Origin of the sequence: Nitrosospira sp. Nl5 (genome assembly GCF_900102495.1) — a bacterium.
GTDB lineage: Bacteria > Pseudomonadota > Gammaproteobacteria > Burkholderiales > Nitrosomonadaceae > Nitrosospira.
Genome location: NZ_FMVQ01000004.1, coordinates 62,135 through 76,964, shown reverse-complemented (window position 1 = coordinate 76,964; position 14,830 = coordinate 62,135). Strand labels below are relative to the sequence as shown.

The following is a 14,830-nucleotide window of genomic DNA, read 5'->3' as shown; positions in this document are numbered from 1 at the left end:
CTTCACTGCTCAACGTCACCGCCTATTTTTTCCGCTGCATCAGCTGGCTTAGCTGGATCAGTCCTTGCATGGCGGCGCCGATTGCTTTCGAGCGTTGCGCCAGGGCAATGCTCAGGCTGGCGGCCGCCCTTTCCACCATGAACAGTGTGACCAGCCTTTCCGCGACCCGCACATCGGAAGGAAACAAGGCATGCCCCTTCATCGCCCTGCGGTAGCTCTTGAAGAACTCGCGATTTGCCAGCGCCTGCCAGTTATCCGCATGCTGCCGCAGCGCCGCGGTTGTTTCGGGGGAATCCGCCGCGATGTGCACCTGATCCAGCGCCGCTGCCGCCACCTCCGAAAATGAGAATAACATGCCCGCCACATCACGCAGGGGCGTGTGTTTCTGCCGGCGTTCGGGCCAGGCCAGCTCAGGGTCGCCGCCATAGTTGGCGATTAGGAAATCGTTATTTGACAACAACACCTGGCCGAGATAGTAGTCACCGTGACAGCGTGCTTTCATCGCGTCCAGGGATACCGCCGCCGCACTCATGATGCGCCGGCGGAATCGCGGCCGCGCCGCCACCAGGCTGTTGCCCAATAACCGCTCCGCGTCGGTCAGCCGCGGCAGTTCCGCTCCCAGTGACGCATACATCGCATCCATCTGCGCACGCACGCCGTTCACCCACCCGGCAATATCCTCCGCCGTGATTGGCTCGGTGCCAAAGGCCCCGGTGGCTCCTGGAGTATCGGGCAGCGCGAGCGCCTGGTGAAATTCCGCCGTGCGCAGGCCCAACGTTTTAATCAGGTCCATATAAGCGGCATGGCGCGCATCCAGAGGGCGCGCCGGCCGGGTGCGGCACTCGTCCAGGTATCGCTCCAGGTAGTCCAGCGTATAGGTCCAGGCGCTGCCCTGGTTCTTCGCGTAGCATTCCAGGATCGCCAGGGTTGAGCAGTGTCCTTCGCTATCCACGTACTCCACGGTGCCCGCCAGTTGCGCCATGTGACTGAATTTCGCGGTCTCCGTGAGAAACCGCGATATTTCCAGTTCCGGGTGGACACCCGCGAGCAGCCAGCGGTAGCCCTTCAGCACCAGTTGATCGTTCAGGTTAACCAGCGGGCGTCCACGCTCGGACACAGTGCGTGTCACCGTTGCCGCACCCCCCGGGGCGCAGCCGGGAAAGGCACTGGTGGCCTTGAACCGCAATTGCCCGTCGCCAAACTCCAGCGCCGCACCTTGCTCCATGCCCGCTACCACAGCGCAGCAGAAGGCATCGTCCCAGAATGCGTCGAACAGCACTCCCATTCGGGCACGCCGCCGCACTTTGGCAAGCGTGGCATGCAGCAGCGCGCTGATACGGCCACCCTCGTCTTCGTCTTCCCATGCCAGCGCCAGCGGGACGGCGTAGCGATGCACTTCGCCATTGGGCAACGATAACCGGACGATGGCCAGCAGCCAGTTGCCGGATTCAACCGACCATTCCCGCATCTCGCCAAATTCGAATTTCTCCACCGCCGCATTCCTGTCCACGAACCACGGCTGGGAACGGAGGAAGCGCGGGATGATCTGCCGCTCCAGCTGGTCCCGCGCGCGGCGCACCATCAACTGGTTCACGCTTTCGCTGTCGTCCGCGCGGGCAAAGAAAGTGCGCCATCCTGTCTCCACCAGTATCAGCACCGGCAGGTCCGGAGATATCGGGCGCTCCTCGTGCCACGCCGGCGCTTCCACATCGGTCGCCAGGCGGAAGGCATAAAACCCATGGCCGCTCAAGGTGAGCAGGTACGGCAATTCCCCGATGGGGGGAAATTTGCTGCGCCCCACCAGTTCCACCGGCACTCTGCCTTTGAACAGGCTCAGGTCAAGTTCCACCGCCTGCGGCGATCGCGCAAGATTAGCCACGCAAAGAATTATTTCATCCTCGTACTCGCGCAGATAGGCAAGGATTTTGCGGTTACCCGGCCGGAGGAAACTCAACGTGCCGCGACCGAAGGCGCGGTGCGCCTTGCGCACCGCGATCACCCGCCGCATCCAGTTGAGCAGGGAAAAGGAATTGCGGTGCTGCGACTCCACGTTCACTGCCGCGAAGCCATATACGGGATCAACGATGGGCGGTAGAAATAGCTGGTCGGAATCAGCGGTGGAAAATCCGCCGTTGGTTCCTCCGCGCCACTGCATGGGCGTGCGGACACCATTGCGATCGCCGAGCAGGAGATTATCGCCCATGCCGATTTCATCACCGTAATAGAGAATCGGCGAGCCGGGCATGGTCATGAGCAGCAGATTCATCAGTTCAATGCGGTGGCGGTCGTTGTCCAGCAGGGGTGCGAGCCGGCGGCGGATGCCGAGGTTGAGGCGCGCCTGGGGATCAATCGCGTATGTCTGGTGGAGATAGTCGCGCTCGCGATCGGTGACCATCTCCAGGGTCAGTTCGTCGTGGTTCCGCAGAAACACCCCCCATTGGCAGTTGTCCGGAATGTCCGGCGTCTGCTCCATGATCTCCACGATCGGGTGGCGGTCCTCCTGCGCAATTGCCATGTACATGCGCGGCATGAGTGGAAAGTGAAAGGCCATATGGCATTCGTCGCCATCGCCAAAATACTCGCGCACATCCTCCGGCCACTGATTCGCCTCCGCCAGAAACATGCGGTTGCGGTAGCGTTTGTCCAGTTCGGCGCGCATGCTCTTGATCACCGCGTGGGTCTCCGGCAGGTTCTCGCTGTTGGTGCCCTCGCGCTCGCACAAGTAGGGCATTGCGTCCAGTCGCATGCCGTCCACGCCTGCGTCGAGCCAGAACCCCATCACGTGCATAATGGCCCTGAATACATGCGGATTGGCAAAATTCAGGTCCGGCTGGTGCCAGAAAAAGCGGTGCCAGTAATAGGCTTGCGCTTCCTCATCCCATGCCCAGTTGGAACTCTCGGTGTCGGTGAAGATGCTGCGTGTTCCACTGTATTTGGAAGTGTCGTTGCTCCATACATAGTAGTCCCGCTTGCTCGAACCCGGCGGCGAACGCCGCGCCGCCTGGAACCAGGGATGTTGATCCGAGGTGTGGTTGATGACCAGCTCGGTGATCACGCGCAAACCGCGGCGATGCGCTTCGTCGATGAATTTGTGGAAGTCCACCATCTCGCCGACGGCTGGATGGACGTTGTGATAGTCGGCGATATCGTAGCCGTCATCACGTCCCGGCGACGGATAGAATGGCAATAGCCACAGCGTGTTCACCCCGAGCTCCTGCAGATAGTCGAGCTTGGAGATCAAGCCTGGAAAATCCCCGACGCCGTCACCATTGCTGTCAAAGAACGTCTTGACGTGCAACTCGTAAATGATTGCATCCTTGTACCACAGCGGATCTTCTTCCTGTTCCATAGCGTGTTTTCTTTCTTTATCGGAGGAATCGGTGGCTGGCACAGTCTGCGCAGCACCGCCAAAAGATTCCATTATGTACTATTCCTATTCATTACTCGAAATTCGCGGCGGATCCCGGGAAACCAGGCGCCCTTCCGCTGGAAGGAGAAAACGCAGCCCCGCATCCGTCATTGGCTTTTCCCCGATCACGACAAGAACGGTATTCTTGAATGTATCCAGGGGAGAGTCTGTGTCATATCGTACAGACCTTCCGATTCCTTTTCTTCAGGATAACCATCAGGCAGAGGCCGCGTTCGTGCGGCGAAGCGGGATTTCGTTTTCCTGGCGTCCTGGTTGATTGCTTCCGGCGAACCTTCCACACGCCAATTCCCTTTGTCCTTCGATCCCACTTCGCCTCAATGCCGTGGTTACCCCTGGGAGCGCTTCTGCTACATCGGGACGCAGCCAGCGGGAGACAAGCCGAATGGCGGGTTGCGCCTGACTCCACCCCATCCTGCCGAAAACCGCATAGTGGCATATAAAATCGCTTACGTTTGCGTGCCGTCGATACTTTGAACGTATTCATAGGCTCAACATGAAAAAGATTTTTGCTCGAGCCGCCGCCAGCAAAATAGTGTGGGCAGCCGCAGCGCTGTTCGTCATCTATACGCTTGGCGGTTTCCTGCTTGCTCCTTACCTGCTTGAGCGTAACCTGCCACGCTATGCGGAGCAGCATCTTGGGCAGCGCGCAAGTGTCGGCGAGATTCGCATCAATCCTTATCTGTTCATACTCGACGTGTCGGATTTTCAGCTTGACGGAACCGGCGAGAACGCCATGCTGAAATTCAAGCGTCTTGTCATTGACTTCGAGCTGTCGAGTATTTTCCGGGGTGCGTGGACATTCGCGGAGTTTCGCACGGAGAAACTCGATCTTCGGCTGGAGATTGACAGGGAAGGGCGCCTCAACGTCATGGAACTGGTAAAACGCCTGCAGGGGCCGGAGGAGCCGGAGCGGCCGGATCAACCCCCTCCAAGCATCGTATTCGAGCATGTGATGGTAAGCGACAGCAGCATCAGTTTCAATGATCTCTCGGACGCAACCCCGGCGAGCACGGCGTTCGCGCCCATCAACCTCGAGCTTACCGGTTTTAGCACGATTCCCGATCGGGAAGGACGTTATATCCTGGCGGCAAGCCTGCCCGCAGGCGCTTCATTGGCGTGGAAGGGCAGCCTGACGCTGCACCCGCTGGCTTCGAGCGGGGAGTTCAGCATCAAGGGGATGAAACTCGCGACCGCATGGCAGTTTTTGCGGGACGAACTGCGAATGGCCGAGCCGCGCGGTGAATTCGCACTCGCCGGCCGCTACGATTTTTCTTACCAACAGGGTAAGGCCACGCTCGGCCTGGACGAAATCCAGGCGGAAATATCGGATCTTCTCATTGCGCCGCCCGGCGGCAGCCCGGCGTTGCTTGCGCTGCGCAGTTTCCGCGTCAGCGATGCGCGCTTTGCTCTCGATAAGCGAGAACTTGTTGTGCCGAGACTAACGGTTTCCGACGGTAAACTGAGCGCAAGTGTTGCCAGTGACGGCGCTCTCGACTGGCAGAGCCTGGTCGTGACGGCAAACCCCGCGCCCAGGGCGAATGAGGGAGCGGCCAATGGAGATGCCGTGGTCCCGGATAGCACCGCCGCCGTGGAGGACGCAAAGCGACCGTGGCGCGTGCGAGTGGAAAACGCCGTTATTGAAAGGCTCGCGCTTGCGTATTCTCATCACGCATCGTCGCCGGCTATCGTTTTCCGGGCAGGAGCGGTAAATAGCAAATTCAGGCTTGACATGGCGGCCGGCGCCGATCCAGCCCAAGGCGCCGTGGAAGGGATACAGCTGGCGGTAAATAATATTGCGGTGGCGCCGACCGTGGCCGGTACCGCTGATGCGGCTGATACGGCACCGCTGGCGACACTGGACTCCTTCAGTCTGACCGGCGGCCGGCTGGATATGGGCGCGCGCACCGCGCTGGTGGAGGAAGTTACGATAAGCCACGGCGACGTTGCAATCACCCGAGGCCCCGGCGGGCCAGTGGACCTGTTGCAACTGGCGCTTGGGGCAGGCTCAAAATCGAAAGAAGTTTCCCGGCCACCGGATACTGTTTCCGCTGTTCCGGCGGATGCTCCCTGGAAATACCGGGTGGGATCAGTGGAACTGAAGCAACTGGGTGTCCACCTGGCCGACCGTGGCTTTACCCCTCCCATTTCCTATGACATCAAGGTGGTATCCGTTGCGGCCGAGAATATCGACAGTGCGAGCGAATCGCCGATTGTTTTTGCAACCGAGCTTCGCATTGGTGAGCAGGGCGTTGTCAATGGCGGCGGCACCCTCCAGCAAGACTTCGGACAAGCGCGCGGCAAGTTCGACGCGACAGGCATCCCGCTTGAACCGTTGCGTCCGCTCGTGGCGCGCCACGCAACGCTGGATCTGAAATCAGGAAACGTCGCAGTCTCGGCGGAACTGGGCTATCGTTCCGATGCCACGCCGTCGATGACAGTTCAAGGCAATGCAAGTATCCATAATTTGCGTCTGAACGAAGCCGGCACGGAGGAACGCCTCATTGCCTGGAAATCGCTTTCCGCAAAAAAAATCGCGCTAAGCCTTTCCCCCAATCGGCTTGCGATCAAGGAAGTGCGTCTGGTCGAGCCTGGCATGAAGCTCCTTATCGGCGAGGACAGAAGCGTCAATCTCAACCAGGTGCTAAAGAATAGCCCTTCGGAGGAAGCTGCGGCAAATCAGCTATCACCAGCGGAAAAGCCACCAGAAAAGCCGGCTGGCAAATCGGCACGAAGCCAGGATGGCTCGCCCTTTCCGGCTGAAATCGGCCAGGTCCAGATTGTGAACGGGGCACTCGACTTCGCTGATCTGAGCCTGGTGCTGCCGTTCTCCACTCATGTGCATGCGCTTGACGGCGCAATTGTGGGAATCTCGTCGGCGCGGCAGACCCGGGCTGAAATTGCACTGACCGGACAGGTGGAAGCTTACGGGGAAGCGAGCGCCGCAGGCGCGCTGATACCCAGGGATCCGAAAAAATTTCTCGATATCGAGGCGAATTTTGAAAACATCGAAATGCCGCCGCTATCGGCATACTCAGCTACTTTTGCCGGGAGGAAAATTGCGTCGGGCAAACTCTGGCTTACTCTGAACTATAAAATCGTGGACGGAAAGCTTGCGGGCGAGAACACAATAATGCTCGCCGATTTCAAACTCGGCGAGCGGATCGAGGCGCCAAATGCACTCGACCTCCCGCTCGACCTGGCCATTGCGCTGCTGAAGGGACCGGACGGCAGGATAAAGCTTGCGGTACCGGTGGAGGGCGATGTGGGCAACCCGACATTCGACTATGGAACAGTCATACGCGGGGCGCTTGCAAACGTGATTCGCCGCGTCGTGACTTCGCCGTTCCGCATGCTCGCCGGGTTGTTGGGCGAGTCAGACGCCGAGAAACTTCGCAAAGTGGAATTCGAACCGGGTAGCGACGAGATCGCGCCAGCCCAGCGCGAGCAACTGGATATCCTGGTGGAGGCCTTGAAGAAGCGGCCAAAGATCGGAGTGGTGGTGCGGGGATCGTACGATGCAAAGCGCGATGGACAGCATCTGCGCAGCGAGCGCGTCCGCCATGAGCTGGCGATTGCCACGGGCGTCAGGAAAGAGGGCGGAGAGGCCGAAGAGGATCTGGGACTCATTGCGTACGGGGATGCCGATGTTCAGAAAGCGCTGGAAAAGCTGCTGGCCGAACGTGCCGGCGGCAACGCGATCAAGAAGTTTGCGGACGATTACGCGAAACGGAGCGGCCGCCAGCCTGACCGTGTCAACGCACTACTCGGGCTGTTTGGACGTGGCAGCGAGGACCGCGCATTCTACGAAGCCCTGTTCGAGCACCTGGTGGAGCTCCAGCCGCTACCCGATGACGCACTGCAATCGCTGGGCAAAAGCAGGGCGCAAGCCATCATTGACGTGCTGCTGAAAGCGGGTATCGACAGCAAACGTGTGATATCGGGAGAGCTCACCCAGGTGTCCGGCGAACCCGGCACGCCAGTTGCCGTCGAACTGTCGCTTGACGTAGCGGCTGGCGAATCCTGATCCAATGATCAACATGGTGAGGTGTAGGTGTAGGGCGTAATAAGCAAAGCGCATTACGCCGTGTCAACCTTAGTTTGTCACGCGAGTCTTCAATATTCCGTCAAATGCTCCTAATAACGGGGGAGTTGTCATTTGTAATCCTTGCATCTGCACTCCAATGAATGCCAGAAGAAGATTGACGATACTTCATGCGGCGTAATGCGCTTTGCTTATTACGCCCTACTACTACTGTGGGACAAGCGTTTGAGGCCCTCAGATTCGCGCCGGAACAGGATGCCGGCAAATATGTCTGCGACGAAGAGCGCCCCATCAGCTAGCGGATGGCATTCATAACTCCGGGCATGTATGGGTAGGCGGATCAATGGGAGGCATACCTACCGCGGCCCGCGAATCCGGTGTTCTGGATGCGTCATGCGGAGATAGATCGTATCTGGGCAGAATGGCAAACGGCGAATCCTGGCCAGAACCCAAGCCTTGCCATGGGCGGAGAATGAGGAGGCCACGCGCGATATTGCTGCGCTTGGGTATACCTACGTGTAGAAATGCGGCATTGGCACGCTCCTGCGTTGCCGGCTAAGCCGGCTAAATTGCCAGAGAGGCTACGCTGATTCAGCTTGCAGGTGCCGAGCAGCGTATTCGGCCGCATTGCACGTATCTCTAAAATGGAGCAAGAGGTAGGGCCGCAATAAGCGAAGCGCATTGCGCCGCATGGGAATCTGTTGATTACCCATTGCCAGCATCCAGCGGAGTCTATTTCTTCATCGTTACCTGCTGCAGCGACACCCACGATGGTGCAATGCGCTTCGCTTATTGCACCCTACCATTCCGGATGCACTGCCACCATCCATTTTATGAGCCTTGCTGCCGGGAAGCCGGCAGGGGAAACACCTCGAAGACGGCAATGGAATAATCCAGGAACATCTCGATTTTACGCTTGAGATCGGCAGACATCGCAATGCGCTTGGAGCGAAGGTCTTCGGGATCGACGTGCTCGATAAGCAATCCATGATCGATCGCAACCTGGATGTACTTGATGGCGGTGCGCTGGCTGATGTTCGGCATGAGCTGGTACAGCTCGGACTTGCAGAACGTATCGGCGGGAGTTCCGTTGAGTCGCAGCCACATTTGCGTGAACAGATCGTAATAATTCAAATCATGGAATAGCTTGTCTCCCAGAACATCCATCCAGTACTGATCCGTGCTGTTAAGCAGCTGAATGAACTGGCGGCGCCTGATGTTCACCTGCCGATTGGGTTTGCCCATTTTTTCTTGTGTTTCACCGTTGAACTTTGCGTTGAACTTTGCGTTGAACTTTGCGTTGAACTTTGCGTTGAACTTTGCGGAATTTGCATTTACTAACGAGGGCTGATTATATCTCTTTTACCTGTAATTTTACATGTATAATTTCTAAAATTCCGATACGGGAATTTTGAGTTACCGGGCGGACAATTCCGGCATAAACGATGGCGGCTGCGAAAAGAGGCTCCAACACCATGATCAACAGCATCGAGAAAACCTGGTTTCGTTATCAGGGCAGCTTGCGCCCGAACATTTCAGCGCTGCTTTACTGCGCGCTGACTTATTTTGGCGGAGCCGCGCTCATCTTGTCCCTGAATTCGGTTCTCATGGCGATCGGTACGTTTGCAATGGCGCACGGCATGATAATCGCCTCGTATATGATCCACGATTGCGGACACAATGCCTTGTTCAAATCGCCACATCACAACGCGGCGCTGGGGAGCGCATTAAACTGGCTGACCGGCGGCTGTTATGGAATGTATGGCGATTTGCGCACGAACCATATGCATCATCACGTGGATAACGCGGATGTGATGACGTTCGACTATCGGGGTTATCTCGCGAGCCATCCGGTTCAACGGAAAATCGTGGAGGTGCTGGAGTGGCTGTATGTGCCCGCTGTCGAGTTCATCATGCATGGCGTGCTCATGCTCGCTCCGTTCATCTTCAAGGAAAAGAAGGATCAACGGTTTCGGGCAGTCAAGGTCATTGCTATCCGTTTCAGCCTGCTGCTGGCGTTATTCCTTTATTCGCCCATGGCCTATGTGTGCTACCTGCTGGCCTACGTCATCATGCTGACGGTTTTGCGCTTCATGGATGCGCTCCAGCACAACTACGGCGTTGTCCTGGCGCTGGTGGCCGACAATGCGGAGTTGACCAAACATAGGGGCGACCGGGACTACGAGGAATCCCATACGTTCAGCAACCTCATTTCGGCCAGGCATCCGTGGCTGAATCTTCTTACCCTCAATTTCGGTTATCACAACGCGCATCACACCAGGCCGACAACGCCCTGGCATGCGCTGCCAAAGCTGCATCAGGCACTGTATGGGACCGATACGTCTGTTGTCATCCCGTTTCGCAAGCAGTTATCCAGCTTTCACAAGGGCAGGGTAGCGCGGGTGTTCGGCGACGATAGCGAGACGCAAGGGGACCGGTTCGCGCAACGCCTTCAAAGCGGTTCCGCAGTGGGCGTGAGTGGGGTATCTTTCCTGACGCCGCTCTGATGTCCCCGGCATAAGCGTGCCGCGGAACGCGTATTTCACGCTAAAAGACATCGTAAAACGATAGCCTCAACCCGAACCGGATAAAATTCGCGCCAGACACATTTCTGCCGCTCGACTTTGTGCGGGCGTATGCCGTATATTAAGAACGTGTGGATGGCAGCCAAAGCCAAATTGATTTGCAACCATGACGGCCGGCGAAGCGGGATTCTTGGGAGGCGCCGATATGGACAAAGGTGTTTGCGTGGTTGTCGGTGTTGGTCCGGGCAACGGCGCGGCGATTGCGGACCGATTTGCCGCCAATGGCTACAAGGTAGCACTTTGTGCCCGTGACAAGCAGAGACTGAACGACATTGCGGGGTGCATCAAGGGTTCTGTCCCATTTGAATATGATGTCCGGGACCCTGACGCCGCTCCCGGCGTTTTCGCTCAAATCCGGCAACGACTTGGTCCCGTTGACGTTCTCGTCTACAACGCCGGCGCGGGCGCCTTCGCGAATATCGACGACGCCACGCTGGAGGATTTTCAGGCTGCCTGGGAAGTCAATTGCAGGGGACTGTTTTTAACGGTCAAGGAAGTGCTGCCCGATATGCGCGCTGCAGGATCCGGCAATGTCGTCGTCATTGGCGCGACCGCATCTGTCAAGGGCGGGGCCAATTTTGTTCCCTTTGCATCCGCCAAGTCAGGCCAGCGGGGACTTGCCCAGTCTTTGGCAAGGCATCTCTGGCCCGAGAATATCCATGTTGCCTACGTGATACTTGACGGGGTTGTGAATCTGCGGCGAACCAGGCAGCAGATGCCCGACAAACCGGATGAATTCTTCATGGAACCCTCCCGGATTGCGGAATCCGTCTACTTCCTCACCCAGCAGAATAAACAAGCCTGGACATTTGAACTCGATCTCCGGCCTTTCGCGGAGAAATGGTAAAGCATCCATTGCGCCGCTTCCTTAACTTGAAGAAGAGAGAACCGTATGAAACTGGAATCGCTGGCATTGCATCACGGATACACCTCCGAAGCGACGACGAAAGCCGCGGCAGTCCCTATTTATCAGACAACCTCTTATACGTTTGATAATACCCAGCACGGCGCTGATTTATTCGATTTAAAGGTGCATGGAAATATTTATACGCGAATCATGAACCCTACCACCGCCGTGCTGGAGCAGCGCATGGCGGAGATGGAGGGCGGTGTCGGCGCGCTGGCCGTTGCTTCAGGGATGGCCGCAATTACCTATGCCATTCAATGCATCGCCAGCACCGGTGACAATATTGTGAGCACCAGCCAGCTTTATGGGGGCACTTACAATTTGTTCGCGCACACGTTTCCGCGGCAGGGAATCACCGCGCGCATGGTGTCGCACGATGACTATGCAGGGGTCGAGCGGCATATCGATGCCAACACCAAGGCGGTTTTTTGTGAATCCATTGGAAATCCCGCGGGAAATATCGTCGATATCGAAAAATTAGCTGATATCGCTCACCGGCATGGAGTACCCCTCATCGTTGACAGCACTGTTTCCACGCCCTATCTATGCCAGCCTTTTACCTTTGGCGCGGATATAGTCGTGCACTCGCTGACAAAATATGTCGGTGGCCATGGTACGACAGTAGGTGGAATCATCGTTGACTCAGGGAAATTTGATTGGATAAAGCACAAGGCACGCTTCCCCCTGCTGAGCGAGCCCGATCCGTCGTATCACGGCGTTGTTTACACGGAAGCATTTGAAACCGCCGCCTTCATCGGCCGCTGCCGGGTCGTGCCATTGCGCAACACCGGCGCGGCTTTGTCGCCGCATAGCGCATTTTTAATACTGCAAGGCCTGGAAACGCTCGGACTGAGAATGGAAAGGCATTGTGAAAACGCACTGAAGGTCGCGCAGTATCTGGAAAGCCACCCGAAAGTGGAGTGGGTGAATTACGCGGGATTGCCCAGCAGCAAATATCACGAACTGTGCAATGAGATAAGCAAGGGAAAAGCGTCAGGCATCCTGAGCTTCGGGATTGCCGGCGGTGCGGCTGCCGGCGGCCAGTTCATCGATGCGCTGAAGATGATCCTGCGCCTGGTGAATATTGGTGATGCCAAATCGCTCGCCTGTCATCCCGCATCGACGACCCACCGGCAATTGAATCCCGATGAGCTGGCGGCCTCGGGGGTTTCGGAAGGCCTTGTCAGAATATCCGTCGGCATAGAGCATATTGACGACATTATTGAGGATATCGCCCAGGCGCTGGAGGCGATTGTTTGAATGCGCGACCCGCATCAGGTTTCTGCGTGAGTTTGATTTTCCGGATCACCGATCTGGCTGCATGGGGGATCAATTGATTCGCCAAGCCAAATGATGGGTTGCGCTTCGCTCCACACCATCCTACAAAGCGCAGTCATTCCCGCGAAAGCGGGAATCCATGGGTTTTCGGTTGCCTGAATTCACCCACCGCAAGATGACGGCCTGTTCCAGGCAGCGTCTGGATTCCCGCTTTCGCGGGAATGACTGGGTAAAGGGGAGTAGGCGCAGGGCAATGTGCCTGCATAAAAAAATAAAAAATATTGTTGACAGCGAGCAGAGTATCTACAAAATTTCATCTCGCCAGAGTCCTACGTCGGCAGGTAGTGGGTGGTACAAAAAGCGCCGGTAATCGGGCCTTCCTTGTTTTCCCTGTGATAGTCGTGCCACCAGCGCGCCGACTGCCAGATTGCCTCCGGGCAGCTGGCGCGGCTTTCAAGCCCTGGCGTGAGGTCGAACCCCTCGGCGCCGCTGATAGTTTCAAGCATGGCGGCGGAAGGAATTCCCAACCCGTCCAGCAATGGATTCCCCGCGCGCCCTACGCCCCATATATACCCTAGCCACGCTACCAGGAGTTGTACCGCGTCGAGCACGGCACGCTGCTTCCGGAAGCGCTCGAGCGCTTCCATGAGTTTGGCGGGCGCGACCGAGGCCGGGAGGTAAAGGATTGCGATGTTGGGGAAGCTTTTGGCATCGGCATATCTCCCGAAAACCGATTCCTGCACGCCGTTGCTTGCCGGAGGGAGACCGAAGCCGGCAGGGGGCATGAGCGAGATTTCGTAAAGCGGCGCGGCAGCCAGGTTGTTAACGTCGCTCTGCCCCAGCAGCGCAACATGCGACCAGTGGCTGGGCGTCAGGTCGTTGCGCAAATGCGATTGCGCAACCCTGAGGCGGAAGTCGATCAGACCCGTGCCGCCGAGCAGCAATATGGCTACTCTGTCATCCCGCCAATGCGAGCGCAGCCAGTCTATGTTGGTCTTTCCACGGGCTCTCCTGGCTTCGGCGAATTCCTTGTTGATCGATTTGGCTTTTGAAGATAGGGTAGGCATGTATTCTCCTTAGTCGGGAACTAATAATATCTCGCGCACGGCTTGCGGCTTGCGCAGGTTGAGATCTTCGTGAATCGGGTAATAGGTAATGCGCAGACGTACGCCGGCGCCGCTACGGGTGAACGACAGTAGCGCAAAGTGATTGCCGCGCTGTTCGTGCATCCGCGAGCAGACAAACCGTGCGCCAAAATCACCGAACCAAAGGAATTCCGGTACGGATCCTGGACTGGAATGGCGCGGCCAGGCATCGGTCTGGCCCTTGATTGTCCCCTGGAGGGCGATCAGCTGATCTTTTCCCACCGTGCTTACGAGTGATGTGGGAGAGGAGATGATTTCGAATATCGACTCCCGTCCGGTGCGCGCATCCCTTGCCGCCGCCACGCGCCCCCAGTGCACGTCACCGGTAATCATGGTAATGGGCAGGCCTGCCTCGGCGAACCGCCCCAGCGCATGGGTGACATAACTGAAATCCCCATAATTCGACAACTGATAACCGGCGAGCGCGCCTTTCAATCCCCCTGCCGGAGAATCGAGCATCGACTGCCCTGTGACGAATATGCCGATATGCCGTTTTTGTATCGCCTCGGAAACCCAGTGTTCCAGCTGTTTCCTCCCTCTTGCCGTGAGTACCGTGGCGCGGCCGGGGTCACGTTTCGACCGTCCGTCCGCCAGAAAGAACGACAGTGGCTCGACAGTGATTACCGATGCGTCGCCCAGCTCGGCCTGGCCACCAAAATGATACGCCTCGGGTTCACAGGAGAATTGAAAGGCTTTATACAAGGCAGCCGCGGCCGCGGTCCAGTTATCGCGCCCGGACTGCGTCCAGCTGTTCTGGATAAAAGGACTGCCGTGGGGAAAATTATTCCAGTATTCATGGTCGTCAGGAACGGATGCTGCCGGTGCGAGCCCGAGCAGTTGCGAATAACCGGTTTCTCCCTGCCAGTTCGCGCGGTAGTTGCCTTCAAATCTTTGTGCGAGAGCGGCGGCGTTGTCGGGGAAGTTCGCGAGCGTGGGCAGATCCAGGTAAACCTGGTCGCCCAGCAGCAGCGTCAAATCGGGCCGGGTAGCGCCGTTCAGCTGGCTCGCAAGAGCGCCTGCCTGCCCTTTGTCTTCCGGCCGGTAAAAACAGGAGGCCAGAAGGACGTTGAACGTGCCGTCGAGAAGGCTGGGGACGGTGGAGGCGAGCGTCCTGGTGCGTAATTCCGCGCTTGCCGTCGCGCCAGGAATGCTCGCCTTGACCGACACCAGGTAGGCGGTGCCTGGGTCAAGGCCGCTGATCTCGAATAGCCCGATAAAATTATCCGCGGGCAGGCCGCCGAGAAGCTCCGCCGGGATGGCGCTTGCAAGAGGCCGCAACGGATGTAGACGGGCATCGGCAATCGGCTTGCCGTCCAGAAACCAGGTAAGCGCAGGCGCATGGGGAGCAAGAATTCCGACCCATATGCGTATACAGTCGCTCGGCGCAGCGCGGGGCACGAGGGATATTTTCATGTCGGCCTCATGCGGTCAAGCAGGGGTCCA

Annotated in this window: 8 protein-coding genes and 1 pseudogene; 5 read left to right on the top strand and 4 right to left on the bottom strand. The window is 57.8% G+C overall.

The features are described from left to right. Nucleotides 1–22 precede the first annotated feature (22 nt). The gene (gene treS / locus BLP45_RS05600; RefSeq protein ID WP_090370940.1) at nt 23–3,349 is read right to left on the bottom strand and encodes a maltose alpha-D-glucosyltransferase; all 3,327 of its coding nucleotides are present in this window, start codon (nt 3,347–3,349) and stop codon (nt 23–25) included. A gap of 574 nt (nt 3,350–3,923) precedes the next feature. Between treS and BLP45_RS05595 the strand changes: the two genes are divergently transcribed. Continuing rightward, nucleotides 3,924–7,454: a DUF748 domain-containing protein gene (locus BLP45_RS05595; protein WP_090370635.1), complete on the top strand. Its 3,531-nt coding sequence runs from the start codon at nt 3,924–3,926 to the stop codon at nt 7,452–7,454. 389 nt (nt 7,455–7,843) lie between these two features. Beyond that, nucleotides 7,844–7,948 (top strand): annotated as a pseudogene (locus BLP45_RS05590) (tyrosinase family protein); the annotation flags it as partial. Between the two features lie 355 nt (nt 7,949–8,303). Here BLP45_RS05590 and BLP45_RS05585 read toward each other — a convergent pair. After that, the gene (locus BLP45_RS05585; protein ID WP_256327705.1) at nt 8,304–8,717 is read right to left on the bottom strand and encodes a MarR family transcriptional regulator; all 414 of its coding nucleotides are present in this window, start codon (nt 8,715–8,717) and stop codon (nt 8,304–8,306) included. Between the two features lie 230 nt (nt 8,718–8,947). Here BLP45_RS05585 and BLP45_RS05580 point away from each other — a divergent pair, with 230 nt between their 5' ends. From BLP45_RS05580 to BLP45_RS05570, 3 genes are all read left to right on the top strand, one after another. Beyond that, nucleotides 8,948–9,979, top strand: coding sequence for a fatty acid desaturase family protein (locus BLP45_RS05580; protein WP_090370633.1), 1,032 nt, complete (start codon nt 8,948–8,950; stop codon nt 9,977–9,979). A gap of 184 nt (nt 9,980–10,163) precedes the next feature. After that, the gene (locus BLP45_RS05575) at nt 10,164–10,904 is read left to right on the top strand and encodes an SDR family NAD(P)-dependent oxidoreductase (protein ID WP_218117955.1); all 741 of its coding nucleotides are present in this window, start codon (nt 10,164–10,166) and stop codon (nt 10,902–10,904) included. A gap of 45 nt (nt 10,905–10,949) precedes the next feature. Next, complete coding sequence (locus BLP45_RS05570; protein ID WP_090370632.1) at nt 10,950–12,224, top strand: O-acetylhomoserine aminocarboxypropyltransferase/cysteine synthase family protein; 1,275 nt, start codon at nt 10,950–10,952, stop codon at nt 12,222–12,224. Between the two features lie 347 nt (nt 12,225–12,571). Here the strand turns inward: BLP45_RS05570 and BLP45_RS05565 are convergent, their stop codons facing one another. Both BLP45_RS05565 and BLP45_RS05560 read right to left on the bottom strand, forming a co-directional pair. Beyond that, entirely contained in the window at nt 12,572–13,309 is a 738-nt protein-coding gene (locus BLP45_RS05565) for a hypothetical protein (RefSeq protein WP_090370629.1), read from the bottom strand. A gap of 9 nt (nt 13,310–13,318) precedes the next feature. Beyond that, nucleotides 13,319–14,800, bottom strand: a complete 1,482-nt coding sequence (locus BLP45_RS05560) for an alkaline phosphatase D family protein (RefSeq protein ID WP_090370627.1) — start codon at nt 14,798–14,800, stop codon at nt 13,319–13,321. Nucleotides 14,801–14,830: the final 30 nt, after the last annotated feature.

Coding starts and splice junctions, on each gene's coding strand:
- BLP45_RS05585 (WP_256327705.1), bottom strand. CDS start 8,717: ATGGGCAAACCCAATCGGCAGGTGAACATCAGGCGCCGCCAGTTCATT.
- treS (WP_090370940.1), bottom strand. CDS start 3,349: ATGGAACAGGAAGAAGATCCGCTGTGGTACAAGGATGCAATCATTTAC.
- BLP45_RS05575 (WP_218117955.1), top strand. CDS start 10,164: ATGACGGCCGGCGAAGCGGGATTCTTGGGAGGCGCCGATATGGACAAA.
- BLP45_RS05565 (WP_090370629.1), bottom strand. CDS start 13,309: ATGCCTACCCTATCTTCAAAAGCCAAATCGATCAACAAGGAATTCGCC.
- BLP45_RS05560 (WP_090370627.1), bottom strand. CDS start 14,800: ATGAAAATATCCCTCGTGCCCCGCGCTGCGCCGAGCGACTGTATACGC.
- BLP45_RS05570 (WP_090370632.1), top strand. CDS start 10,950: ATGAAACTGGAATCGCTGGCATTGCATCACGGATACACCTCCGAAGCG.
- BLP45_RS05580 (WP_090370633.1), top strand. CDS start 8,948: ATGATCAACAGCATCGAGAAAACCTGGTTTCGTTATCAGGGCAGCTTG.
- BLP45_RS05595 (WP_090370635.1), top strand. CDS start 3,924: ATGAAAAAGATTTTTGCTCGAGCCGCCGCCAGCAAAATAGTGTGGGCA.